17 protein-coding genes are annotated in these 26359 nt (G+C 36.2%); 16 read left to right on the top strand and 1 reads right to left on the bottom strand.

The features are described from left to right. The first annotated feature begins 243 nt into the window (after positions 1-243). The 7 genes from BN1243_RS08455 (at position 244) to BN1243_RS08425 (ending at position 12060) form a co-directional block, all read left to right on the top strand. Positions 244-1629 (top strand): alpha-L-fucosidase, encoded by a 1386-nt coding sequence (locus BN1243_RS08455; protein WP_062105919.1) that lies wholly within the window; start codon positions 244-246, stop codon positions 1627-1629. A 27-nt stretch (positions 1630-1656) separates the two neighbouring features. Continuing rightward, positions 1657-4773: an alpha-mannosidase gene (locus BN1243_RS08450; RefSeq protein WP_062105917.1), complete on the top strand. Its 3117-nt coding sequence runs from the start codon at positions 1657-1659 to the stop codon at positions 4771-4773. 152 nt (positions 4774-4925) lie between these two features. Next, positions 4926-7214 (top strand): glycoside hydrolase family 3 N-terminal domain-containing protein, encoded by a 2289-nt coding sequence (locus BN1243_RS08445; protein ID WP_062105915.1) that lies wholly within the window; start codon positions 4926-4928, stop codon positions 7212-7214. Positions 7215-7525: 311 nt separating this feature from the next. Then, the gene (locus BN1243_RS08440; RefSeq protein WP_062110512.1) at positions 7526-8488 is read left to right on the top strand and encodes an ABC transporter permease; all 963 of its coding nucleotides are present in this window, start codon (positions 7526-7528) and stop codon (positions 8486-8488) included. A 20-nt stretch (positions 8489-8508) separates the two neighbouring features. Next, positions 8509-9402: a carbohydrate ABC transporter permease gene (locus tag BN1243_RS08435; RefSeq protein ID WP_062105913.1), complete on the top strand. Its 894-nt coding sequence runs from the start codon at positions 8509-8511 to the stop codon at positions 9400-9402. A gap of 102 nt (positions 9403-9504) precedes the next feature. Then, a complete protein-coding gene (locus tag BN1243_RS08430) occupies positions 9505-11082 on the top strand; it encodes an extracellular solute-binding protein (protein ID WP_062105911.1) in 1578 nt (525 codons plus the stop codon). A gap of 147 nt (positions 11083-11229) precedes the next feature. Continuing rightward, entirely contained in the window at positions 11230-12060 is an 831-nt protein-coding gene (locus tag BN1243_RS08425; RefSeq protein ID WP_062105909.1) for an amidohydrolase family protein, read from the top strand. 61 nt (positions 12061-12121) lie between these two features. On the opposite strand, the gene BN1243_RS08420 is transcribed toward BN1243_RS08425, so the two are convergent. After that, entirely contained in the window at positions 12122-13144 is a 1023-nt protein-coding gene (locus BN1243_RS08420; RefSeq protein WP_062105907.1) for a LacI family DNA-binding transcriptional regulator, read from the bottom strand. Positions 13145-13530: 386 nt separating this feature from the next. On the opposite strand from BN1243_RS08420, the gene BN1243_RS08415 reads away from it, so the two are divergent. The 9 genes from BN1243_RS08415 (at position 13531) to BN1243_RS08375 (ending at position 26343) form a co-directional block, all read left to right on the top strand. Beyond that, positions 13531-14871 (top strand): ABC transporter substrate-binding protein, encoded by a 1341-nt coding sequence (locus BN1243_RS08415; protein ID WP_062105905.1) that lies wholly within the window; start codon positions 13531-13533, stop codon positions 14869-14871. Between the two features lie 181 nt (positions 14872-15052). Beyond that, positions 15053-16027 (top strand): sialidase family protein, encoded by a 975-nt coding sequence (locus BN1243_RS08410; protein WP_230200144.1) that lies wholly within the window; start codon positions 15053-15055, stop codon positions 16025-16027. A 572-nt stretch (positions 16028-16599) separates the two neighbouring features. After that, positions 16600-17955, top strand: coding sequence for an ABC transporter substrate-binding protein (locus tag BN1243_RS08405; protein ID WP_062105902.1), 1356 nt, complete (start codon positions 16600-16602; stop codon positions 17953-17955). A gap of 680 nt (positions 17956-18635) precedes the next feature. Continuing rightward, the gene (locus BN1243_RS08400) at positions 18636-19946 is read left to right on the top strand and encodes an alpha-L-fucosidase (protein WP_062105900.1); all 1311 of its coding nucleotides are present in this window, start codon (positions 18636-18638) and stop codon (positions 19944-19946) included. A gap of 288 nt (positions 19947-20234) precedes the next feature. Further along, entirely contained in the window at positions 20235-21107 is an 873-nt protein-coding gene (locus BN1243_RS08395; protein WP_062105898.1) for a sugar phosphate isomerase/epimerase family protein, read from the top strand. Positions 21108-21374: 267 nt separating this feature from the next. Then, positions 21375-22346 carry an ABC transporter permease gene (locus BN1243_RS08390; RefSeq protein WP_062105867.1) on the top strand — a complete coding sequence of 324 codons (972 nt, stop codon included), beginning with the start codon at positions 21375-21377 and terminating at the stop codon, positions 22344-22346. A 26-nt stretch (positions 22347-22372) separates the two neighbouring features. Then, entirely contained in the window at positions 22373-23266 is an 894-nt protein-coding gene (locus tag BN1243_RS08385) for a carbohydrate ABC transporter permease (RefSeq protein WP_062105865.1), read from the top strand. A gap of 108 nt (positions 23267-23374) precedes the next feature. Then, the gene (locus tag BN1243_RS08380; RefSeq protein ID WP_062105863.1) at positions 23375-25018 is read left to right on the top strand and encodes an extracellular solute-binding protein; all 1644 of its coding nucleotides are present in this window, start codon (positions 23375-23377) and stop codon (positions 25016-25018) included. A gap of 353 nt (positions 25019-25371) precedes the next feature. Next, positions 25372-26343 (top strand): ABC transporter permease, encoded by a 972-nt coding sequence (locus tag BN1243_RS08375; RefSeq protein WP_062105867.1) that lies wholly within the window; start codon positions 25372-25374, stop codon positions 26341-26343. Positions 26344-26359: the final 16 nt, after the last annotated feature.

The raw sequence follows: 26359 nt of genomic DNA, 5'->3' as shown, positions 1-26359 counted from the left end.
TTATTAAACTATGTAATTTTAATGGTAGAAAATAAAAAAAAAATTGTCAAGTTAACAATTCTTCCAATAGGTCAAAACAACGACTTTCGAATGTGTAATATATGTCTTTACTATGTATTATATGTTTTTAGTTTACTAGGTTGCAATAATATTTTTTAAGTATGTAAGTATTTTACACATTTACAATGTAAGCGTATGTACTTATGATGAAACTGTAGAAGACTATTTATTGGAGGGAAGGGTATGTCAGAGACTGTTAATGAACAGGTAGAAGAAAAAGAAGTCGAGAACGGCGTTCATAGTTTTAGTAACGAGAAAAAATGGGTGAAACCAGAAGATCCAGCGCTACTAGAGCAAATTGAATGGTTTAAAGATCAAAAACTAGGATTTATGATGCACTGGGGACCTTATTCCCAATTAGGATTAGTTGAATCTTGGGCACTTAGTGATCATGATGCTGACTGGTCACGTGAAGATGTTGACTGGGAAACAGATCCAGAGGTCTTCAAACGTCAATACTTCGATTTAAATAAAAGCTTTAATCCGATTCGCTTTCAACCTGAAGAGTGGGCAGAACTTGCTTATGAAGGCGGTTTTAAATACTTTTTGTTCACAACGAAACACCATGATGGCTTTTGCATGTGGGATACGAAGACGACTGATTATAAAGTAACTGATCCAAGTTGTCCTTTCCATACCCATAAAAATGCTGACATTGTTAAACATGCTTTTGATGCATTCCGTGCAAAAGGTCTGCCAATTGCTGCTTATTTCTCGAAAGCGGACTGGCATACACCGACGTATTGGGCACCAGGAATGGAACGGGGAAATCATATGTGGAGAGGTCCTTCCTATGATCCAGAAAAAAATCCTGAATTATGGGAGCAATTTGTTCACTTTACACACGAACAAATGTTAGAATTATTAACGGATTACGGTAGAATTGAAGTGCTTTGGCTAGATGCAGGTTGGGTATCACCTCGGAGTAAACAAGATATTAGGCTTGGCGAATTGGTTGATAAGGCACGAGAGAAACAACCATGGTTACTTTCAGCTGATCGACTTATTGGTGGACCATATGAAAATATCATCACTCCTGAGCAAGCTGTTCCGGCTAAACCAATGGACGTACCTTGGGAAAGTTGCATTACAATGGGATCAGCCTTTTCTTTCCGGTATGAGGATGATTATAAGCCAACAAGGGAACTCATTCATTTATTAATTGAAGTCATTTCAAAAGGTGGAAACCTTGCTTTGAATGTTGCGGCTCAACCAGATGGAAGACTTCCACGCGGTGCAATTAAGAGAATGAAGGAAATGGGTGCATGGTTGAAGGTACATGGAGAAGCAGTATATGGTACTAGAATGTGTGCTCCTTATTATACTGGGAATATTGGATTTACTAAAAAAGAGAATACAGTGTTTACCTTTTACATGTATGAAAACGAAGAAATTCCGGTAAAAGCAGAAGTTTATATTCCTTATACAGAAAAGGTTAACAGTGTTGACCTTGTTGGAGGAGCAGAAAATTTAAGCTTTACTCAGAATGAAATGGGCTTGACGATTACACTTCCGGAATCCGAAATTAAGGACAAATCCCCGATTGCACATGTATTTAGAATCAAATAATTATTATAATAAAAGGAGTTAGTACAGGTGAATAGAATTTATCGCTTCATAAACTTTCTAAATGGACACCTAGCAATGGAAACGATTACGATTCACGACTGGCAAGTTAAGCGGGCAATATACACAGAACCTGTAAAGTATGTTGATAAAAGTTCAGAGACAGAGATCATCAATGTTGGTGATCATTTAATAGTTTCTGGTGAAACGATGTTTCTAAAAAATACTATTACAATTCCAGCTGAATGGAAGAGAGATGCGGTAGGGTTAGTATTTGGGGTTGGACAACATGGGATTAAAACCAATCACGAAGCTCTCGTTTCATTAGATGGCGTTCCTTATCATGGTGTTGATCGAAACAGAAGTTTAGTTCCACTTCCTGAAATTTCAGGAGATAAGCTATCTTATGATATAAAGATTGAGTTATTTAACCCTGTTGCTCAAGTTGTCGATCGCTTGAACTTTCAAAATGAGCCTGCTGAACATAGCCCAGCTCCATTGTCCCTTTTACAAAGCGAGCTAATACGGATGAATAAAGCTGTAGAAGATTTACTTTTTACAGTTAAAGTATACTTTGAAACAGCAAGACTTTTACCAGAAGGTGACTTAAGAAGGTCCCGTATTTATAAAACTTTATCTGAACTTGCTGATATGTTTTTGAACAAGGATCCGAAACAGTTAGAAGATCAAGAATGGGTGTCGCAGGTAGAAGCAGAGCTTCTTCATTCCATGAAAGATCTAGAAGAACATTCGAATGGAAAAATTCATATGGTCGGTCAGTCGCATATCGATTTAGCGTGGTTATGGCCGGCAAAGGAAGCTGTTCGTAAATGCAGTCGGACTTTTTCAACGATGAGCACATTGCTAGATCAATTTCCTGATTTTGGCTATGCGCAAAGTCAACCGCAAAGTTTTGAATATATTAAGACTCATTATCCTGAACTTTATGAAAGAGTGAAAAAACATATTGCTGCAGGTAAATGGGAAATCGTTGGCGGCATGTGGGTAGAGCCAGATTTAAACATTCCATCTGGTGAATCACTTGTAAGACAATTGCTTTATGGAATGAATTTTTATCAAGAAGAATTTGGAGTACAGCCCCGAATTGAATGGCTGCCAGATACTTTCGGTTATTGTGCGTCCTTACCGCAGTTACTTAAAAAAGCAGGTCTTGAGTATTTCATGACAACGAAAATGAATTGGAACGATACGAATAAATTCCCATATGACTTATTTAATTGGGTTGGAATCGATGGAACTAGTATCATTTCATATTTAAATCACGGCGTGAATGAGTATACACACCCGAAAGAAATAAAGGACCATTGGGATAGTTATCGAGAAAAGTCCGAACACCCTGAACAAATGCTTTTATACGGGCATGGTGATGGCGGAGGTGGAGTTACAAGAGAGATGATTAAGTATGTGGAGCGCTCTCAACATCTGCCAGGTCTTCCAAGTACTGAATTTAGTACAGCCCATAAATTCTTTGACGGGATTAAAACAGCTAATCCAAATTTACCTACTTGGCATGGTGATATGTATTTGGAACTGCATCGCGGTACTTATACAACACATGCAAAGAATAAACTATGGAACCGGAAAGCTGAAGTTTTATATAGGGATGCTGAAGTTTGGGGAAGCTTTGCCTCTATGTTTGGTCAAAAATTGGAGTCTCTAGAAGATGGCTGGAAATTATTACTCTTTAACCAGTTCCATGACATTATTCCAGGTACTTCGATTCCAGAGGTTTATGTAAAATCTGAGTCCGATTATAAAGAAATCTTTGAAGTTGGAAATCATGCAAAGAATCAAGCTCTTCATACTTTAGAAAAGCAAATTAACACGATTGGTGAAGGAACACCAATTATATTATTTAACAGTTTATCTTGGTCGAGAACCGAAACTATTAAAGTTCAAGGTGGTTCAGAACTTGTTGGAAAAAGGGCGTTTGATGATCAAGGAAACGAGCTAGAAAGTGACATTATATTAACGGGTGATCAAAACGTAGAAATGTCCATATTCGTTCCATCTATTCCAGAAATGGGTTATTGTACGATTTGGTTGCGAGAAGATAAGCAAAACAGTGAAAACGAAAATATAGAGTATACTGGGAAATGGGAAACAGAATTTTATCAAGTAGAATGGAATGCAAAGGGTGAAATCTCACGTTTATTTGATAAAAAGAGAAACCGTGAAGTATTAAAGGCAGGAGAAACAGCGAATCAATTGCAATTTTTCCATGACCGACCAACTTATTGGGATGCTTGGGATGTAGATCCGCGATTTGAAGACCAACTAGCTGGTCAAGCGGAACTTCAATCAGTTGAGGTCGTTCAAAGAGGTAAAACAAAAGATGTTCTCCGCTTTAAATGGTCAATTTCTCAATCTGTCATCGAACAGGATATAGTCTTTTATCATCATTCGCATCGAATTGATTTTGAGACGAAGGTAGAATGGAAAGAAGATCATAAACTATTGAAAGTGGCATTCCCTGTTGATATTTTGGCAAACACAGCTACTTTTGAAATACCTTTTGGTGCAGTGGAAAGAGCTACACATAATAATACAAGCTGGGAAACTGCCCAATTTGAGGTATGTGGCCATCGCTTTGCAGACTTATCAGAAAGCAATTATGGGGTAAGCTTATTGAATGATTGTAAATATGGTTATGATGTGAAAGGCAATGTAATAAGATTATCGCTTTTACGTGCACCTAAATGGCCTGATCCAGGTGCGGACCAAGGATCGCACCAGTTCACATATTCTTTATATCCTCATAGTGGTAATTGGCAAGAGGCTAATGTAACAAGAAAAGGGTATGAACTAAACCATCCAGTTAGTATTTTATTGTCTACTGGACATGAAGGTAGTTTACCAAGTAATTACAGTTTTGTTGAAACAGAGGCCCAATCTGTTATTTTAGATACAATCAAACCTGCAGAAGACAAGAATGGGCTAATTTTCAGATTGTACGAACCTGCTGGAGGAAGAGAGCAAGTCAAAATGCAGTTGCGGACAACCTTAAGTTCAGCAGAGGAAACCAATTTGTTGGAAGAGCCTGTTGCAGCTCTAGTAGTTGAGAATGATCAAGTAGAGGCTGATTATAAACCTTTTGAAGTTAAAACAATCCGTGTGAACTTGTAGATGACAAAAAGCTTTGACTCAAATAGTGCCAATGAAGACAAAGAAAATTAATCAATTAGAATTCAGTTTTCATGGAACTAAAAAACAAAAATACCAATTCATCAAGAATGTTGAATTGGTATTTTTACTATGTAGAATGGACGTGATATTCGATGAAATATAAAGATAGCTCATTATCTATTGATGAACGAATAGAAGATTTATTATCGCGAATGACTTTAAAGGAAAAAGTGGGGCAGTTAAATCAAAAGATGTACGGATGGGATGCCTATAAAAAGACGGAAAAGACAATAGAATTAACCGATGCTTTTAAAGAGCAGATCGCATTTGGTGATGGAATGGGAGCGTTATATGGTCTATTTCGTTCTGACCCTTGGTCTGCTGTTACTTATGAAAATGGTATTCCAACTCATGAAAATGCAAAAATTGCTAACGAGATTCAACGATATGTAATTGAAAATACGAGACTAGGAATCCCGGTGCTTTTATCGGAGGAATGCCCACACGGCCATCAAGCGTTGGATGGTACGATGATCCCTACCAACATTGGAGCTGGCAGTACTTGGAATCCAAAGTTAATGGAAGAAGCTTATTCACACGTTGCAGCGGAAGTCCGCTCTAGAGGTGCTCATTTAGGGTTAATCTCTACTTTAGATCTTTTACGTGAACCTAGATGGGGCCGATCAGAAGAATGCTATAGCGAAGATCCATTTCTTGCTGCAAAATTCACAGAAGCAGCAGTTAAGGGATTACAAGGGGATGGAACTAATCTAGATAAACAAAATAAAATTATTGCCGTTCTTAAACATTTCGCAGCACAGGGTGACGGAGAAGGTGGTCACAATGCTGGTCCTGTAAATATCGGAGAAAGAGAACTGCGTGAGATTCATTTACCTGGTATGAAGGCAGGTGTAAAGGCAGGAGCTTTAGGTTGCATGGCTGCTTACAATGAAATTGATGGCATACCTTGTCACGCTAACTCTAAGTTATTAACAGATATTCTCCGTAATGAATGGGGGTATGAAGGAATTGTTATGGCGGATGGTGTTGCCATTGACCGGCTAAGAATGCTTGTCGGAGATTATGAAGCAGCTGCAGCGATGGCGCTTTCTGCAGGAGTCGATTTAAGTTTATGGGATACATCTTTTACAACATTAGAAAATGCGGTCGAACAAGGAAAGGTGACCGAAGACCTTGTCGATCGAGCAGTGCGAAGAGTTTTACGAATTAAGTTTTCACTAGGTTTATTCGATCAACCTTATACAGATGAATCTCTTTCAACTCATGTTGTAGGAAATGTAACATTCCGAAGGGTTAACTTGCAAGTTGCGAGAGAATCTGCTGTTTTATTAAAAAATGATGCAAACATTCTCCCATTAAGTAAAAGCACAAGGAAGATTGCTGTGATTGGCCCTAACGCTGATCAAATTTATAATCAATTAGGCGATTATACAGCGATTCAACGAGAAGGGAAGGGCGTTACCGTTCTTGAGGGAATAAGAGGGCTTTCCGAAGGAGAAGTTGTTCATGTGAAAGGCTGTTCAGTTCGTGGAAATTCGAAAGCGGAATTTAAAGAGGCAGTCGCCGCTGCAGAAGCTTCTGATGTTGTCGTAATGGTACTCGGAGGAAGCAGTATGCGCAATTTTGATATTGAATTTGATTCTAATGGAGCTGCAATTGTATCTGGTAATCCAACGGATATGGATTGCGGAGAAGGTGTGGATTTAGCGAATTTGCAGTTAGGTGGAGTACAGGAGGAGCTTGTCAATGAAATAGCTGCTACTGGAAAACCGATAGTTACAATCTTAATTCAAGGTCGTCCACATGCAATCAGTAATATCGTTGATCAGTGTGAAGCTATACTCTGTGGATGGTATCCTGGTGAGGAAGGTGGACAAGCACTTGCAGAAATTATCTTTGGAGAAGTCAATCCTAGCGGCAAGCTTGCAGTTTCACTACCAAGGTCATCTGCCCAATTGCCTGTCTATTACAATCAGAAAGATCAAGGCAGACAATTAGATTATAGTGATGAAAGTGCATCACCTTTGTTCCCATTTGGATATGGATTAAGTTATACACAGTTTGAATATAGTAATCTTCAACTTGTACAACCAGAAATTTCACTAAATCAACTCGATAATGGCCATAAGGTAGAAGTACAAGTTGACATCAGAAACACAGGTGATGTTGCTGGTGCGGAAGTTGTTCAACTCTATTTAAAAGACATACAAGCAAGTGTTACAAGAAGAGTGAAGGAATTAAAGGCTTTTAAGAAAGTTTGGCTAGAGCCAGGCGAGGAGAAAAAAGTTCAGCTTTATTTGGGGAAAGAGGAGCTGGCCTTATGGAATTCGACCATGGAATGGGTTGTAGAACCTGGAACAATGAAGGTAATTATTGGATCAGAAAATAGTATAGACACTCAATTTACTATAATTAAGTAAAATAAATTCTTCTTTTAGGTAGGGTAAATATGCGCTATCTGAAAGAAGAGTTTTTTATTTCCAAAATATATTTTTCTATGAAACCCCTTAATTTAAGGCTTTACGGATATGTTGTATTTGATAAACATGTGTAAAATATGATTTTCATTGAAAACACAGTGCTTGTAAGTGGTTACTTATTAGAAAAATTTACACATTTACACTATTCGACAAAAAATACTATGATGTGTTTACGGACAAACAAACAAAAACAACTGAAGGAGGGGGCATCATTGAGCGCTGTAAAAGACGAGATGAATAATCAAGTTATAATGAAAGATTACAAATCAGACTTTCGCTTAGATGATCGAGAAATAAAAAGAAAACGCAAACAACTTAGAAGAAAGATGATTGTTCAAAACTGGGAGCTTTATCTCTTAGTACTTCCTTTAATGCTGTACATTATTGTTTTCGCTTACTTTCCAATGTATGGAATTCAAATTGCCTTTAAAGATTTTAATCCAGTAGATGGAATCCTAGGGAGCGATTGGGTAGGCTTTAAACATTTTCTCAGGTTCTTTGAGTCTTATTATTTTTGGGATTTGATTAAAAATACGATAGGTATCAGTTTATATAGCCTTTTAGCTGGATTCCCAATACCAATCATTTTGGCTCTATCGCTTAATGAAGCAAAGGACGGGATTTTTAAAAGAGTAGTACAAACTGTAACATATGCACCTCATTTTATTTCAGTCGTTGTTATGGCTGGTATCATTATTACATTCTTAACACCTTCGACAGGGATTATTAACTATTTTATTCAAGCATTAGGATTTGAACCAATCTCCTTTATGACTGAACCGGGCTGGTTTAAAAGCGTATACGTTTGGTCTGGAATTTGGCAAAGTGCAGGATGGGGTACGATTATATATTTAGCTGCGTTAGCCGGAGTTGATCCTCAATTGCATGAAGCTGCTATCATGGATGGTGCTTCAAGATGGCAAAGAATTTGGCACATCAATATTCCAGCTATTACACCAACAATCGTAATCTTGTTGATTTTAAATATGGGAAGCTTTTTATCAGTAGGATTTGAAAAAATCTTATTGTTACAAAACGCCTTGAATATGGAATCATCAGATGTTATTTCTACCTTTGTGTATAGGGTCGGACTTGTAGAAGGTCAATATAGTTTTGGTACCGCGGTCGATATATTTAACGCAGTAATCAATGCAGTCTTGCTTATCACAGTCAACTATATTGCAAGGAAGAAATCAGAAGCCAGCTTATGGTAAGAAAGGAGTGTAGATTCTAAATGATTAAGGATACTTTTTCAGATAAAATTTTTAAAGTTTGCAACTATATATTTCTAACAATTGCATTACTGATCGTTTTATACCCAATTATCTTTATTGTAAGTGCATCCATCAGTAATCCAAGATTTGTGAACAGCGGCGAAATGTGGTTATGGCCGAAAGGTTTTAATATTGAAGGTTATAAAATGGTATTTGAGAATAAGTCCATCTGGAATGGCTATAAAAATACGATTATTTATACTTTAGTAGGAACAGCGATTAACTTATTTGTTACTATTCCAGGAGCTTATGCATTATCGAGGAAAGACTTAGTTGGTCGGGGATTTATGATGGCCATTTTGGTTATCACTATGTTTATAAGTGGTGGATTAATTCCGAGTTATTTATTGATTAAGAATTTAGGAATGATTAACACGATTTGGGCTTTAGTTATTCCAGGCGCTGCTTCAGTTTATAACGTTATTGTTTGTCGGACTTTCTTCCAAACATCTATTCCAGGAGAGTTAGCTGAATCAGCTAAAATAGATGGGGCAAGTAACTTTACATTATTTACTAAAATTGTTGTTCCACTATCAGCTCCGATCATTGCGGTAATGGGTTTATTTTACGGGGTTGGACATTGGAATAGTTATTTTGGGGCAATGATTTATTTGAAGGATCAAGATTTATATCCATTACAACTAGTTCTTAGACAAATCCTTGTTTTGCAAGAAATGAGTGGTGAGATGACCATGAATTCTGCTACAGCAGAATTAATGGAACATCAGGCGACTGTTGCCGATACGGTCAAATATGCCGTCATTATCATTGCCACATTACCACTTGTTGTGATTTATCCATTCATGCAACGCTTCTTTGTTAAAGGTGTCATGATTGGATCTGTAAAAGGGTAATTTAGGATTTGCTACTTAAAGGAGGTGATACACTAGTAGATTATTGGATTTATAAGGAAATTAAATGCTATTCACACTAATAAAAGATTAAGGGGGATCACAATGAAGAAAGGTTTATCAATCTTTGCGATTATCTTGTTGCTAGTCGGCTTTTTAGCAGCATGTGGATCAAAAGATAAAAGCAATGAATCAGCTGGTAAAGATGGAGAATCCGCAGCTAAAGTAAACAAAGAGGGATTTCCGATTGTAGATGAAAAAATTGAACTTGAAATGTTTGGGCCGAACGTAGGTGTAGCTAAATGGGAAGAAATGAAATTCTTCCAAGTAATGGAGGAAAAAACTAACGTTAAGTTTAAGTTTAATACTCCTCCAAACGATAGTTTAGAAACTCAAAAGAACTTATTGTTTGCAAGTAATGAACTTCCTGATGTTTTCTATGGCGCTGCATTAACAAACAGTGATGTAACAAAATATAGTCAATCAGGCCAAATCATACCTTTAGATGATTTGATTGAGCAATATGCTCCAAATATCCAAAAAATGTTTGAAGAATATCCAGATGTTAAGAAAACTATCACGGCACTTGATGGGCATATCTATACTTTGCCTTCTCTAGATCGTAACCTGCCTTGGAATATTCATCCGGTATGGTACAATGGTCATTTCCTAGAAGCTTTAGGTGTAACTGAATTACCAAAAACGACAGATGAACTATACGATTTGTTGAAAAGAATTAAAACAGAAGATCCAAATGGCAATGGAGAAGCAGATGAAATTCCATTAACTGCGACAGAGATGTGGGATATTAATCAATGGTTTATGGGCTTCTTCGGTCTTAAATCGATTGCACAAGCAGAATATGATGGAACAATTAAATATGGTGCTATTCAACCAGAATTTAAAGAATACCTTCAATTTATGAATAAACTTTGGGAAGAAGATCTATTCGATCATGAAGCATTCTCTCAAACTGGTGAGCAAAAAGGTGCTAAAGGTAAAGCGAATAAAGTAGGGGTATTTGCAAACTGGGGACCTGGAATGTTCTTAGGTGAAGAAGAAAGCACTAAACATCCTATGATGCAACCTGTTACAGGACCAAATGTAGACAAGCCAGTTATTCCAATTAGCCCTGGCCAAAGTATTAACCAATTTGCTATCTCGAATACGAATAAATATCCTGAAGCAACAATGCGTTGGATCGATTATTCTTACTCTGAAGAAGGAAATGCATTCTTACACGGTTTAGATGAAGGTGATGTATGGAATTTCACCGATGATTCTAAAACAAAGAGAAAGATGAACGAAGGTGGAGAAGATAAACGTGGTACGATGACTCCAGCATACGGAATTCCAGTTCCGACTTGGTCTCACGAAGAATATGCTAAGAGCTTCTACAGCGATTATGAAAACTTCAGAGATACAGAAACTCAAGAAAAAATCGTTGCAAATGGTGAAGTTGCATTGCCACAATTGTTCTTGACTCCTGAAGAACTTGATCAAATTGCTGGTATCAACGCTGATATTGTTGCATATGCGGAACAAATGGAAGCTAAATTTATCACAGGCGCAGAATCATTTGACAACTGGGATAAATACGTGAAAACGGCAGAAGATATTGGTATTGAAAAAATCGTTGAAGTATACCAAACAGCTTACGATCGCTTCGCAGAAAAAGAATAACGAATAAATAAAAAATACAACCACCGAGAAAGGGTCAACGGTGGTTGTATTTTTATTTGAAAAAGGGCTGTCAAGACTTCACACTTACCTAATCTTGGAAAGATGGATATAATTCAAAATAGAATTCTAATTAAATGGAGTGATAGTATGAGAATTGATGCACATCAGCACTTTTGGGATTTAGGGAATGAATTTACACATTGGCCAACATCTGATTTGAAAGCGATTTATCGTAATTTTCTTCCTGAAAATTTAAGAAACCATTTAAAAGAGCATAAAATTGATAAAACTGTTTTAGTTCAGGCTGCACCAAATATAGAAGAAACTGATTTTTTACTTGAACTAACTGAAAAAAATGATTTTATTGGTGGGGTAGTTGGTTGGTTTGACATGGATAATGAGCGTTTTTTAGAGGAATTTGCTAACTATAGCAAACATCCTAAACTCGTTGGGATTCGGCCAATGCTACAAGGATTAGCTGATGACCGCTGGATATTGCGACCAGAAGTAAAAAGAAGTATTCAAATTTTAATTGATCACGATTTTCCTATTGATATATTAATATATCCAAAACACTTACCCCATATTGTGGAATTACTAGAAGAATTTCCAACTTTACGAGCGGTTATCGACCATTGTGCGAAACCAAATATTAAAGACCGCCAATGGGATGAATGGGCTAAAGGAATGGAGAAAATATCTCAATTCGATTCGGTTATGTGTAAGCTTTCGGGATTAGTAACCGAGGCTGATCATCAAACGTGGAATTTGGAAGATTTTAGGCCTTATATTGAAAATATATTCAATTGCTTTGGGCCTAAACGTGTAATGTTCGGTAGTGATTGGCCAGTATGCCTACTAGCAGCTTCGTATGATGAGGTAATGGAAATTCTGCAAAAAAACATACCTGCTAATATTACAGATCAAGAGAAAGAACTCCTTTTTGGAGGAAATGCTAAAAAGTTTTATAAACTATAAAAAGAGAGGAATCAAAAACGTCATCAAGTACATGACTTTTTGATTCCTTTTTACGTATATCCTATTTTTTTCTGTTAAAAGTAGAGGATTTCCTAATATGAATTTCGGATGGAAGTACAATTTTTCTTGGTGTCTCAGGCGCGGTCTTTTCAATTCGCTCAATCAATAATTGTGCTCCTAAATAGCCAAAATTATAAGATGGCTGTTCAGCAGTAGTTAAAAAAGGTTCCGTTTCTGAATAATTCGGTACTTCGTCGTAACATACAACAGCAATATCCTCTGGAACTTTTACATTATTTGCTTTTAGTGCTTTAACAGTATTAATACCGATAAAATTACTAGTAGCAAAGATGGCTGTAGGTTGTTCCTCTTTAGGTAATTCAAGCATCTTTTTGATTGTATTTGTCACATCACTGTCCCGAAAAAAGTGACTTTGGTGAATCCAATTCTCATTAACGGGCAGTTCATGCAAAGTCAGTGTATCGTAGTATGCTTGATGGCGTTCCTTGGCAGTAGCAATATCTAACGGTCCGTTAATGATCGCGATTCTTTCATGTCCCTGTCGAATTAAATGTTCTAATAATTTTCGGGTCGTTGTTTCGTTGTCACTTAACACTTGATCACATTCAAGTTCTTTTATATATCGATCGACTAATACATAGGGAATTCGATACTTTGTTAGTTTTTGCAAATTTTTCTTAGATAAGTCATTGGCAGGGGCAACAAGCACACCATCTGTTCCCGCCGATATTAACATATCTATATATTTCGATTCCTTTTCAACATTCTCATCACTATTACAGAGCATTAATTGATAACCCATCTGCATAGCCTTATCTTCTGCTCCCCTAGCAATATTCGTAAAAAAGGGATTGGCGATATCTGTAACCATTAAAGATAATATATTTGTTTTTTTAGAAGTTAAGCTTCTTGCAGAGCTATTGGGAATATACCCGAGCTCTTCAATGATAGCCTCAACTTTTTTTCGAGTTTTCGGACTGATGTTCCCCGCATTATTAATGACTCGTGATACAGTCATGGCGGAGACATTAGCCTTCTTGGCGATATCGTAAATTGTAACCATTTTTTCTAACCTCCTCTTAACTGTTGCAAACAACAATATCATTAAAACATTAACTGTTACGTTCAGAATGAAACTGTATTTTTCTATTATACGAGAAAGTATGGAGTATTTCATTATTATACTTAGTAATAAAGAAAATTTCTAATTATTAAAATGGAATACTCGGTAGAAAACAAACTAGAAATACTATTCGAAAAAGTGTGCATTGACACAATTGGTTAAATTTGTTAAATTCATATTATCGGTAACATAAAAATTCCTAATTACGATACCCGTGTTATGATTGATTGTTTCTCAAACTATTAAACTTATTAATGTTATCGCTTTCAATTATTCACGAACATAATTTGGAAAATATATCTTAAGTTGTTAGGAGGATTTTTAGAATGAAAAAGAATATTAAGTTGTTGATGTTATTGATAATAGCTGTGTTCACTTTATCTATCATTGCGGCTTGTAGTAGTTCGTCTGAACCATCTGACACTCCTGAAAAAGAGGAAAATAATAATGGGAAAGAAGAACAGGAACAAAAAAAAGAGCCGGAAGAAGTTAATCTAATATGGGCTTATCAGGGTAATGAGGAGCAATATCAAGCGGATGTTGGTCGATTTATTGAAGAAAAATTTCCGTATGTGAAAGTGGAAGTATATGATGCTGGAACGGATCATCCAGAAACATTGGAAGAGTTAATTGCAAAAGGAAAAACGCCTGATATTGTTACAATGGGTGCTATTACTCATACAAGCCATTTAGCTACATACGAATTAGATTATGATATTAGTAATCTTATTGAACAAACTAGCTTTGATCTAGAGCGTTTCGAACCTTCTTTTATTGAATTTGCAAGGAATCAAGATCCAGATCAAGAAGGTCGCCTTGTTGTATTCCCAATGACTCGCCCAACTTATTCTTTGCATTACAATAAAGATGTCTTTGATATTCTAGGCGCTGAGTATCCAACAGATGGGATGACTTGGGAGGAAGTTGTCGAACTTGCTAAAGATTTAACTCGTGAAGTGAATGGGGTTCAATATCGAGGATTAGACCTTGATACACCATATGATGCTTACACTCAATTTAGTCAGAATTCAATAGATCCAGAAACAAATGACGTTTTGATTACTCAATCCGAGGCCTATAGAAGATATTTAGGTCTAATCGGAGAAGTAACATCTATCCCAGGAAATTATCCTGAAGAAAACCCAGGGGACCTTCTTCACAATTGGGGCGCAGAATTTGACAAAGAAAATGTTGCTATGACCGCTATTGGTACAAACTTTGGATGGTTAGAAAAAGATAATATTGATATTGTGACATACCCTGTTTGGGAAGGATATGAAGGTATCGGTCCACAACCTCGTGGAAGAGGTCATGCCATCACAGCACCAAGTGAAAATAAAGAAATCGCTTTAGAAATTATCGATTATTTACTATCTGATGAAGTGCAAATCATCAAATCGAAGGAAGGGGTAGCTTCACCATTAAAAAGTCAGGAAATCAATGATGTGTATAATGCGGATAACCCCCAATTCAATGATAAGAATCTAGCATCTCTTTTTATACATGGATATGCAACTGGAGCACCTAAGCGTTCAAAATATGGTGACGGAGTCATAACGATGGCTGGTATCAACTATGTTAACTCAGGGAAAGAGTTAAATGAATATTTACGTATTCTTCAAGAAGAAGCAGAAGAAAATGTACGTTCTCAAATGGAAAGTGAGTAAGGGAAAACGAGAATTTGAGTGGGAGAACTGAAAGTCAAATGTCCGAGCGGTTCAATCCTGTACGAAACAGGATGCAAAGGCAGTGCAACAAGCTGTAGTTAATTAGCCCTTTGTTCCTAAACAAACTAGTGGGGGATAAAAGCCCCCACTGTATGGGCTTTCTACTATTGGGGGTGGAAATTTGGATATTATCAAAATGCAAAAAGAATATATTTTTGGGGATGATCGGCCTTTTAAGAGCTGTCACGCTTCTACAATTATAAATCTACTAAATGATGAATTCTTGGCAGCATGGTTTGCTGGAACTGAAGAAGGTGCACCAGATGTTGATATATGGTGTGCACGAAAAAGCGATGGAAAGTGGTCAACTCCATATCGAATTTGTGGAGAAAAAGGACTTCCACACTGGAATCCAGTTTTATTTAAAGGGAATAATAACATTTTGTATCTCTACTATAAGGTAGGTCATACAATCCCCAATTGGTATACTCGGGTAATAGAATCAGAGGATAATGGAGTGACATGGTCAAAACCAAAAGAATTAGTAATCGGCGATATTGGAGGAAGAGGACCAGTTAGAAATAAACCCATTATCCTGCAAAATGGAAATTGGTTGGCACCAGCGTCACTTGAAAAAGATCAATGGGCGGTATTTGTTGATATTTCTAGGGACCAAGGAAAAACTTGGGAAAGGTCTAAATTAATTGATGTTGATCTTTCCGAAATAAAAGGAGAAGGTTTCATTCAACCTAGCCTATGGGAATCAGACCCAAATAAAGTTCATATGCTTATACGTAGTAGTGAGGGAGCCATTTTTAGAAGTGATTCGGAAGACGGAGGAGAGACTTGGAATATAGCGTATCGAACCGCATTACCAAACAATAACAGTGGCATTGATTTAACTCAGATGGATAATTCTTCTCTAGTTTTGGTCTACAATCCAGTCCCAATAAATTGGGGACCGAGAACACCATTAATTTTAAGTTATTCAGCGGATAATGGTGACAATTGGAAAGGGAAAATTTCTTTAGAGATGAATGATGGTGAGTACTCGTACCCTGCTATTGTATCGGAGGGAAGAAAGACTTACATAACGTATACTTGGAATAGGGAAAGGATTGTTTTTTGGGAGATTGAATGGGAAGAAAAAATATAAGTTGACGAAGCGTTAAATAGAAAATAATCAATAAATAATAAGGGAAATTCTAAAAAAAGTTAAAAAATTATTTATTTTTCTAATACTATTGTTATTAGTCGTTCTTGCTAGGGAAGAAGCTGTGGAAATTGCTAAGGTTTTAACTCGAGAAGTAAATAGAATTCAATATATAGAATAAGAATAATAGATAACCATGAGGAAAATAGCCTTATGATTATCTTTTTATTCAATCAAAATAGTGGGTTAAATTTGAGAATATAATTTAATGTTAATTTTCTAAATAGTGTTGACAAATATGTTTATTAAGGTTACTTTATTGTTATCGGCAACATGCAAACTATTCGATACAATGTAAATACTTACCAAAGGAGGGGCAATATTTAGGGGGGATTATTTAGATTTTTTGTTATCGTTTACATATTATTATTCTATGTAGTCTTAGCTCTAGAATTAGAATGTACTGAATTCAAGGTTATAGATGGCAGATTCAGCCATTTTTTTCGAATAGTTTGTAAGCGCAAACACCTATGCTCTTTATATAAAAACAGTAAAAGCAAAAAAGGGTGAAAAAGATGAAAATAAAACGTAATACCTTATTGATTGCATTATTTGCTTTGATTTTATCGTTATTGGTAGCATGTTCTAGTGAAACATCTGATGGTCCTACGGAAAAGGAAAAAGAAGGAACACCTAAAACAGAAGAAACTGAAGGGAAAGATGATATAGTTTTGCAACAATTTTCCGATGAGGAGGTAACGTTAAAAGTCGCTACTCCTTGGGGGGTAGATTATTTTATGGAGCGTGTTGGCAATTATGTGGAAGAAAAGCTCCCGTTTATGACATTGGAGCATATTGATTGGGATGGATCAAAGGAAAGTTTAGAAGAACTTTATGCCAATGAAGTTGTCCCTGATGTCTTTTTGGCCTTTTCCGGTCAAAAGCCCTTGGAGGAAATGGATTCCGTCTTTCCACTAGATGAAATGATTGAATCATACAGTGTTGATTTAAGCCATATTTCAAGTGAAGCATTACAAGTAATGCGTTCTAGAGATAAAGAGAGGAGACTTATTGGAATTCCTCAGGAAACGAGTGTAGTAGGTTTATATTATAATAAAGAAGTTTTTGACTTGTTTGGAGAAGAATATCCAAATCCGGACGAAAGTATGACATGGGATGAAGTAATGGGGTTGGCTGCTAAATTAACGGGTATACGTAATGGAACGAACTATTGCGGATTGGAAATGGAAAGTCTGGAAACTATACCATTAAGCCAACTATCCGCAGCTAAAACAGATGCTGAAACGGGTGAAGTTCTGCTTACGAAGGATCCAAAGTTTACAAAGTATATGGAATTAATGGACAGGTTCTATCATATACCTGGAAATTTTGAAGAGGGATGTAGCTTTACTGCCAAAACAACAGCAATGAAAATTGGTTGGCAGGGGGTACTTGCGCAGTGGAATTACGGTGATACTCTTGAAGAAACTATTGAATATATGGCAAACACGGATATTGCTCCTCTTCCAACTTGGCCAGATCTACCTGGGGTTGGTATTGGGATGGGTGGACATCCATGGGCAATTAACAGCTATAGTGAACAAAAAGATGCGGCATTGCAATTTATTTTGGCTGGGACATCTGTGGAATATCAAACTATTCTTGCCCGCATAGGGACACCAGCTGCATCAAGCACGGGAGAACCTAATGAACAATTTGGTGCGGACAATCCAAAATTGGAAGGTAAAAATGTCGCAGCGCTTTTTGCTCTTAAACCAGCGGAACCACTTGCGGTACAAAGCGATTGGGATCAATATGTTGGGTTTGATTTTGAAAAATTCGTCGAGTCTGGTGTAGACATTCAAGAATTCTTAAGGATCACCCAAGAAGAATCAGAAATCAAAATAAAAGAGGCAATGGCATCTCAATAAAGCTAGACGTGAGTAGTGTTCAAAAATGTGAATAATCAGTGAAAAAAGTGGTCTCAATCATTTGATAGTTACCACTTTTTTCATTAACAAATCTTAGTCCTTTATTTAAAATACTAAAATGATTTTTAAATAAATTGAAAAGCACTCTGGATCTTGCTATCAAAAGGATCAACCTGCACAACCACCAATCCTTTGAAAATATATAAATCCTATGAAATAAGGTAATCCCAGTTGAGCTTGCCAGGAGCGCCTTCATTAGTACAGAAAATCTTAGAATAGGAAACATTGAGATTAGGTAGAATGTAAAAGAGAGGTTTCTTTTTTTTTGAACTATTTTAATAGCGCAAGTCTAAGAGAAATCTACTTGCAAATGGTAACGCTCAGATGGGATTAAAAAAGTCCTTGGATCGGTTTTGATCACTTTGAGCTTTTTTAAAATCACATGTATTTTGGCGTGTTATGAAAAATACGATAATACTAAGTTTTAACCAATTATCAGCTGGTTATCCGTTTCCGATCTTCTTAGCGCTTAATAATCATTAAACAACTAAGAGTGTAAAGTCACAACTTTTATAGTGATGATTTTACACTCCTTATTCTATCATTATAGTGGACTATGAAATGAACTATGATATTCTAGACTAGAACTATAACTTTGGAAAAAAGGGAGATGAAAATTCATGAAAGTTAATAGCGAAAATTATAATAATTGGCCATCCCACTATGGTAATCCAGAATGGTTAATTCATGACAGATTTGGACTATTTATTCATTGGGGGCTGTATTCGAGTGCAGCACGTCACGAGTGGGTAATGAACCGAGAGAAAATTCATCCAGATACATACTCCAAATATTTTAAATTTTTTGAACCTGATTTGTATAATCCAAAAGAGTGGGCACGTGTTGCTAAAGGAGCCGGGATGAAGTACTTCGTCATTACAACAAAACACCATGAAGGGTTTGCTCTTTGGGATTCCCAATATACTGATTATAAAGTGACGAACACGCCTGCTAAACGTGATCTACTATTAGAAATGGTTGATGCATTTCGTGAAGAAGGTCTTAAAGTAGGATTCTATCATTCTTTAATTGATTGGCACCATCCTGAATTCCCAATTGACGGGTTGCATCCACAAAGGAATGACGAGGAATTTAAACAAGGTGCGGCCAATCGGAAAATGGAAAACTATGTAGAATATTTGCATGGCCAAGTACGGGAGTTATTAACGAATTACGGTAAGATTGATTATTTATGGTTCGACTTTTCTTATCCTAATGCAAATTGGGGTTGGGCAACTGGAAAAGGTGCTGTAGATTGGCAATCAGAAAAACTAGAAAAAATGATATTGGAATTGCAACCTGATATTATTCTTAATGACCGGCTTGATTTAGGACGAGGGGTTGTAACACCTGAACAATACCAACCTCTTGAAGCCATGACAAAGGATGACAGTCCTGTCATTTGGGAAGCTTGTCAAACACTTAACGGCAGTTGGGGGTATGACCGCGATAACCTTGATTGGAAGTCTGCAGACATGCTTATTAAAATGCTGATTGATAGCGTCTCCAAAGGCGGGAATTTATTAATGAATGTAGGACCCAACGCTCGTGGGGAATTTGATCAAAGATCCCTTGATCGATTACGTGAAATCGGGGCATGGATGAGACTTCATTCACGTTCCATATATGGTGCCACAAATAGTGACTTTACCGCACCAATCGATTGCCGCTATACACAAAAAGGAAACCGCTTATATTTGCACATTTATTCTTGGCCTTTTAGACATATTCATTTGGAGGGCCTTGCGGGAAAAATTGAATATGCACAACTTCTGCATGATGCTTCAGAGGTGTTTTATAAGGAACATGACCCTAATCTCGAGCTTTCCCATATGGTAGCGAATGTGAAGCCTGGTTCAGTCACCTTGGAACTACCTGTCCAAAAACCTAATGTGGTCGTTCCAGTTGTCGAGATATTCCTAAAGAACTAATAAATTAATTGCTAAAGTTAAAAATATATTAAAGAAGGAATCGGATGTCGCTTTTTAGTGAACACTCCGATTCCTTTGTTTAATTTAAAATATTATAACGAATCAATTGACAGGATTCGACAATGGTGTTATTTTTGTATTACCGATAACACAAAAATAACGGAAATAATGAAATCCCTTTCCTTTTTTAAAAGATCTAAGGTGAGGATGATTCAATACAATATCGGTTGCAAAACTACCAAGATAAAAAGAGAATAAGAAATTTCTAATAAAGAGGGTTGAAGACTTATGAAACTTGGTTTAAGTACTTATAGTTTACTAGGTGCCATTAATAAAGGCGAAATGACTGTATTAGACGTTGTTCAATGGATTGCCGACAACGGTGGGGAACATATGGAAATCGTACCTTATGGTTTTACACTTGTGGACAATCTCGAACTTGCAGATGCTGTTCGTGAAAAAGCTAAGGAAGTTGGCATTGAACTATCCAACTACTCGATGCCAGCCAACTTTGTCCAAGAAACGGAAGAAGAATTTAACAAGGAAGTAGCACGTATTAAAGAACACGTTGATGTATGTCATCGAATGGGTATTAAACATATGCGCCATGACGTAACTGCTTTTACACTTCCTCCTGAAAAAATCACAATTGAATGGTTCGAAAAGAATCTACATTTGATGGTAGAAGGAAGCCGTCAAATTGCTGATTATGCAGCGCAATTTGGGATTACAACAACAATTGAAAACCACGGACAATGTGTACAACACAGTGATAGAGTCCAACGTGTCGTTTTGGAAGTAGACCGACCTAACTTTAAGACAACATTAGATGTTGGTAACTTCCTATGTGTGGATGAAGATCCAGTTGTAGGAGTAAAAAAGAATCTACCGTTTGCATCGCTTGTTCATTTTAAAGATTTCTACATCCGTCCATATTACGCAAATCCAGGCGGCGGGGATTGGTTTACATCTGCTAACGGTAACTATTTAAGAGGCTCAATCGTTGGACAAGGGGATGTCAACATTCCACAAATTGTAAAACTAATCAAAGACTCTGGTTACGATGGCTACGTTTCACTTGAATTTGAAGGAATGGAAGAGTGTAAAGAAGCCTCAAAAATTGGCTTGGAAAATTTAAGACGCTTTTGGGATGAGGCTTAAATAGTAATGAAAACCCTTATACAGTAAAGGATAGAACATGATGAGAATAATTTTTTCATCACGTTCTATCCTTTTTTTATGGAAAGTTAACCATTACCTAATATTTGTGCACAAGATAAATAATGAATTAAGATCGAAGGTAATACGGAAGAGTAAGTAATTTTAGAAATCTCAATTACTTATATTGACCAATATTCTGACATATGTTATGTTATTGTTATTGGTAACATATGAAAGCGGTTACTATTAAACGGAGGGTGAGTGAAAATGGGGTTTTCGAAAACATCAATATCAGACTCGGAAATTAATAGGCAATTAAAAACTAGCCGAAAAGTTGCTTTTTGGAAAGATGTTAAAAATGGTTGGCAGTTATACATTATTTTTTCTTTACCATTATTATATCTTTTATTATTTAAATATTATCCGATGTATGGGGCCATAATTGCATTTAAGAATTATAATCCTGTTCAGGGAATCCTAGGAAGTCCATGGGTAGGATTTGAACATGTCATTGAGTTTTTCGATTCTTACGAGTTTTGGAGAATTATGAAAAACACAATAGTTTTAGGCATTTATCAAGTAATTGCTACTTTCCCGCTTCCTATTGTGTTGGCTCTAAGTTTAAATTACATCTATAACAAAAGGTTTAAAAGAGCTGCACAAATGATTACTTATGCCCCGCATTTTATTTCAGTTGTTGTTATGGTAGGAATCATTTTTGTCATATTAGATCCCAGAGGAGTACTAAATCAATTCCTAGCTAACTTCGGTATCGAAGAAATTAACTTTATGGCAAAAGCAAGTTATTTTAAATCAATTTTTGTTTGGACGGACGTGTGGCAAAATGTTGGTTTCGGTTGCATTATTTATTTGGCAGCATTAGCAGGTATCAGCCCAGAACTCCATGAAGCAGCAATCATTGATGGAGCCTCGAAGTTAAGAAGAATTTGGCATATTGATATCCCGGGGATTTTACCTACAGCCGTCATTATTTTAATTTTAAATATGGGCGGATTTCTAGATACTGGATTTGAAAAAGTGTTGTTAATGCAAAATTCACTCAATATATCATCTTCGGAAGTAATTGATACATATGTTTATAAAATCGGTTTAACATCAATGATTCCACAATACTCGTATTCAGCTGCAATAGGATTATTTAAAGCAATTGTAGGCCTAATTCTTATTGTAGGTGCTAATAAACTAGCAAAGGTAGTTACAAAACAGGGACTATGGTAATTAATTAGAAAGGGAGGAATTGTTACATGAACACATCCATCCGAGAATCAAAGGGTGATAGGATATTTACTATTTGTAATTACATTTTATTATCACTCTTTGTAGCATCCGTTCTCTATCCGCTTATTTTTGTTGTAAGTGCGTCTTTTAGCTCGGCTGAGGCAATTTCGAGTGGAAAAGTATGGTTATGGCCGGTTGACATAAGTATAAAAAGTTATCAAGAAGTATTTAAACATGAGGCAATTTGGACAGGTTATGCTAACTCATTATTTTATATGGTCGTCGGGACGTTAATTAACGTTTTCCTTACTGTACTGGCAGCCTATCCCTTAACTAGGAAAGATTTTCGAGGAAGAAATATATTTCTGTTTATGTTTGTGTTCACTATGATGTTCAACGGTGGATTAATACCTATGTATTTGCTAGTTAGGGATTTAGGAATGCTAAATACAAGATGGGCATTAATTGTTCCGAATGCGATGGCAACGTTCAATGTAATCGTTACAATGACATTTTTTAAATCAACAATTCCAGACGAACTTTTAGAATCTGCAAAAATGGATGGTTGTAATGATTTTAAGTTTTTATGGAAGATCGTGTTGCCATTATCGGCTCCTATCATTGCAGTTATGTCCTTGTTCTATGCAGTAGGGCATTGGAACCAATATTTTAGTGCGCTAATTTATTTAAGAGATACTAGTTTGTTTCCACTACAACTCGTACTGCGAGATATTTTGGTTCAAAACGAGGTTGACCCTTCGATGATGAGTGATGTAACAAACCTTGAAGAGAGAATTGGGTTACAACAATTATTAAAGTACTCGACAATTGTTGTTGCATCTTTACCAGTATTAATTATTTATCCGTTTGTACAAAAACATTTTGTTAAAGGAGTAATGATAGGCTCTTTAAAAGGTTAATAGAATGGCATTATAAAATCCTTGCTTGAAAGGGGGGATGAGCTTCAACCTGTTGGCATATGAAATATTGTGTATTGTGCTTTTGAAAAATTTTAAGGAGGGTCTTTTATGTCCAGAAAGAAAATTGTTCTCGTATTACTTTTGCTCTTAACGTTATTAATCGCAGCATGTTCTAAGGATAAAGATGTGACAACTGAAGGTAATAAAGGTGGCGGTGATGCAGCCCAACAAGGATCTGATTCCATTGTTACAGATGCAGGAGAATTCCCAATTGTGAAAGAAAAAGTTGAGTTAAATGTTTTGATCCCAGCTAATTCACTAGTTAAAGATTTTAATACTAATGAATTTACTAAATGGTATGAAGAAAAGACTGGTGTTCATATTAATTGGGAAGTTCTTCCAAGTGAAGGAGCACAAGAACAGCTTAATCTAATTCTTACAAGTGGCGAGTATCCAGATGTAATTATGGATATGGGGCTACAGCCTGCTCAATTAAGGTTGTATGGTGATAATGGTACGTTTTTAGCGTTAAACGATCTAATTGAAAAGTACGGGATCGAAACTAAAAAAATGTTTCAGGAAATACCGGTGGTTAAGGATGCGATTACTTCACCAGATGGAAAAATTTATGCTTTACCTCAAGTAAATGAGTGTTTTCACTGTACAATGCCACAAAAGATGTGGGTTTATAAACCTTGGTTAGATAAACTAGACATGGACATACCGCAAACCACTGAGGAATTTAGAGAACTATTGCTTGCAATTAAAAATGGCGATCCTAATGGAAATGGCAAAGCTGATGAAATTCCGTTATCTGGACAGTACAATGGATGGCATACTTCATTAACAGGGTTTTTAATGGATCCTTTTATTTATAGTGATGTCCATGTAGTAGATGGAAAGATTATTGCTCCTTGGGATAAAGAAGAATATAAAGAAGGGCTCAAATATTTAAATAGTTTATATAAAGATGGGTTGATTTATTCTGGTACATTTACTCAAAATGGGGAGCAGTTTAAGCAATTGGGAGAGAATCCAGAAATACCTATTTTAGGAACAGCTTTATCTGCAACTCTAAGTTCATTTACCGAAGGTGACAGTCGTATGAAGGATTACGTTGCTATTCCTCCACTTGAAGGACCTGATGGTCAACGTATAACGTTCTATCTTCCAAACCCAGTTACTCGTCCAGCGGAATTTATTATTACGAATAAAGCGAAAAATCCGGAAGTTGCTTTCCGCTGGGCTGATGCAATGTATCAAGAGGAAATAACTATGCGCTCAGTAATTGGCAGGGAAGGAGAAGAGTGGAAAATACCTGAAGAAGGTGTACTTGGATTAGATGGTAATCAAGCAAAATATGAAACTATAGAAAAAGAAGAACCTGTTCACAATGATTATTGGGATCAAACAGGCCCTTCATTAAGAACAAAAGAATTTAGGGCTGGTCAAGCAGTTCCTGAAGGACATCAAGAACAACTCTTATGGGCAGCTACTGAACAATATGCCCCTTATATTTCAGATACAATTGAGCCGCTGCCACCGTTATTCTTTAGTGAAGAGGATTCAAATAAAATGGCTAAAATTGAACAGTCGTTAACAGATTATGTTGATGAAATGGCATCTGCTTTTATTACAGGACAATCTGATATCGATAGTTCATGGGATAAATATATTTCTACTTTGCAAGAAATTGGTATTGAAGAATATGTGGCTATACATCAAAGGTCATATGATGAAAAATATAAATGATTAAATTGGAGAGGTGAGAAGCTAAATAAGATGCTTCTCCTTTTCCAATTATGAATCATAGCAGATAATGCCACTTTACAAATCGCGGAATCTATTTAAGGGGAAAGAACTTTTAAAATAACTTAGTTTAATTCATTAGAAGTTGATAGGCTTCCGTCCTTAGGAATCTCGCGACTTTAGTCGTGAAAAGTTCAAGAACGTGCTAAGAAAACTTATGTAAATGAGGCAAATTCAGAAGTCTTGTAAGCCGACTTTTTTTGCTAAAAAGTATTGTGACTATTATGTTACTTAATANTGTTATTGTTATTGGTAACATATGAAAGCGGTTACTATTAAACGGAGGGTGAGTGAAAATGGGGTTTTCGAAAACATCAATATCAGACTCGGAAATTAATAGGCAATTAAAAACTAGCCGAAAAGTTGCTTTTTGGAAAGATGTTAAAAATGGTTGGCAGTTATACATTATTTTTTCTTTACCATTATTATATCTTTTATTATTTAAATATTATCCGATGTATGGGGCCATAATTGCATTTAAGAATTATAATCCTGTTCAGGGAATCCTAGGAAGTCCATGGGTAGGATTTGAACATGTCATTGAGTTTTTCGATTCTTACGAGTTTTGGAGAATTATGAAAAACACAATAGTTTTAGGCATTTATCAAGTAATTGCTACTTTCCCGCTTCCTATTGTGTTGGCTCTAAGTTTAAATTACATCTATAACAAAAGGTTTAAAAGAGCTGCACAAATGATTACTTATGCCCCGCATTTTATTTCAGTTGTTGTTATGGTAGGAATCATTTTTGTCATATTAGATCCCAGAGGAGTACTAAATCAATTCCTAGCTAACTTCGGTATCGAAGAAATTAACTTTATGGCAAAAGCAAGTTATTTTAAATCAATTTTTGTTTGGACGGACGTGTGGCAAAATGTTGGTTTCGGTTGCATTATTTATTTGGCAGCATTAGCAGGTATCAGCCCAGAACTCCATGAAGCAGCAATCATTGATGGAGCCTCGAAGTTAAGAAGAATTTGGCATATTGATATCCCGGGGATTTTACCTACAGCCGTCATTATTTTAATTTTAAATATGGGCGGATTTCTAGATACTGGATTTGAAAAAGTGTTGTTAATGCAAAATTCACTCAATATATCATCTTCGGAAGTAATTGATACATATGTTTATAAAATCGGTTTAACATCAATGATTCCACAATACTCGTATTCAGCTGCAATAGGATTATTTAAAGCAATTGTAGGCCTAATTCTTATTGTAGGTGCTAATAAACTAGCAAAGGTAGTTACAAAACAGGGACTATGGTAATTAATTAGAAAGGGAG

The sequence above is a fragment of the Bacillus niameyensis genome, from assembly GCF_001375535.1.
In the GTDB taxonomy this organism is placed as follows: Bacteria; Bacillota; Bacilli; order Bacillales; family Bacillaceae_C; genus Lederbergia; species Lederbergia niameyensis.
The sequence above is the reverse complement of the archived record's forward strand: the minus strand, read 5'-3'. Positions and strand labels throughout refer to the sequence as shown.

What these genes read in the sequence shown, in the direction of transcription:
- BN1243_RS08380 (WP_062105863.1), top strand. Translation starts at nt 23,375, where the DNA reads ATGTCCAGAAAGAAAATTGTTCTCGTATTACTTTTGCTCTTAACGTTA.
- BN1243_RS08425 (WP_062105909.1), top strand. Translation starts at nt 11,230, where the DNA reads ATGAGAATTGATGCACATCAGCACTTTTGGGATTTAGGGAATGAATTT.
- BN1243_RS08435 (WP_062105913.1), top strand. Translation starts at nt 8,509, where the DNA reads ATGATTAAGGATACTTTTTCAGATAAAATTTTTAAAGTTTGCAACTAT.
- BN1243_RS08415 (WP_062105905.1), top strand. Translation starts at nt 13,531, where the DNA reads ATGAAAAAGAATATTAAGTTGTTGATGTTATTGATAATAGCTGTGTTC.
- BN1243_RS08405 (WP_062105902.1), top strand. Translation starts at nt 16,600, where the DNA reads ATGAAAATAAAACGTAATACCTTATTGATTGCATTATTTGCTTTGATT.
- BN1243_RS08375 (WP_062105867.1), top strand. Translation starts at nt 25,372, where the DNA reads ATGGGGTTTTCGAAAACATCAATATCAGACTCGGAAATTAATAGGCAA.
- BN1243_RS08385 (WP_062105865.1), top strand. Translation starts at nt 22,373, where the DNA reads ATGAACACATCCATCCGAGAATCAAAGGGTGATAGGATATTTACTATT.
- BN1243_RS08395 (WP_062105898.1), top strand. Translation starts at nt 20,235, where the DNA reads ATGAAACTTGGTTTAAGTACTTATAGTTTACTAGGTGCCATTAATAAA.
- BN1243_RS08400 (WP_062105900.1), top strand. Translation starts at nt 18,636, where the DNA reads ATGAAAGTTAATAGCGAAAATTATAATAATTGGCCATCCCACTATGGT.
- BN1243_RS08440 (WP_062110512.1), top strand. Translation starts at nt 7,526, where the DNA reads ATGAAAGATTACAAATCAGACTTTCGCTTAGATGATCGAGAAATAAAA.
- BN1243_RS08390 (WP_062105867.1), top strand. Translation starts at nt 21,375, where the DNA reads ATGGGGTTTTCGAAAACATCAATATCAGACTCGGAAATTAATAGGCAA.
- BN1243_RS08445 (WP_062105915.1), top strand. Translation starts at nt 4,926, where the DNA reads ATGAAATATAAAGATAGCTCATTATCTATTGATGAACGAATAGAAGAT.
- BN1243_RS08455 (WP_062105919.1), top strand. Translation starts at nt 244, where the DNA reads ATGTCAGAGACTGTTAATGAACAGGTAGAAGAAAAAGAAGTCGAGAAC.
- BN1243_RS08420 (WP_062105907.1), bottom strand. Translation starts at nt 13,144, where the DNA reads ATGGTTACAATTTACGATATCGCCAAGAAGGCTAATGTCTCCGCCATG.
- BN1243_RS08430 (WP_062105911.1), top strand. Translation starts at nt 9,505, where the DNA reads ATGAAGAAAGGTTTATCAATCTTTGCGATTATCTTGTTGCTAGTCGGC.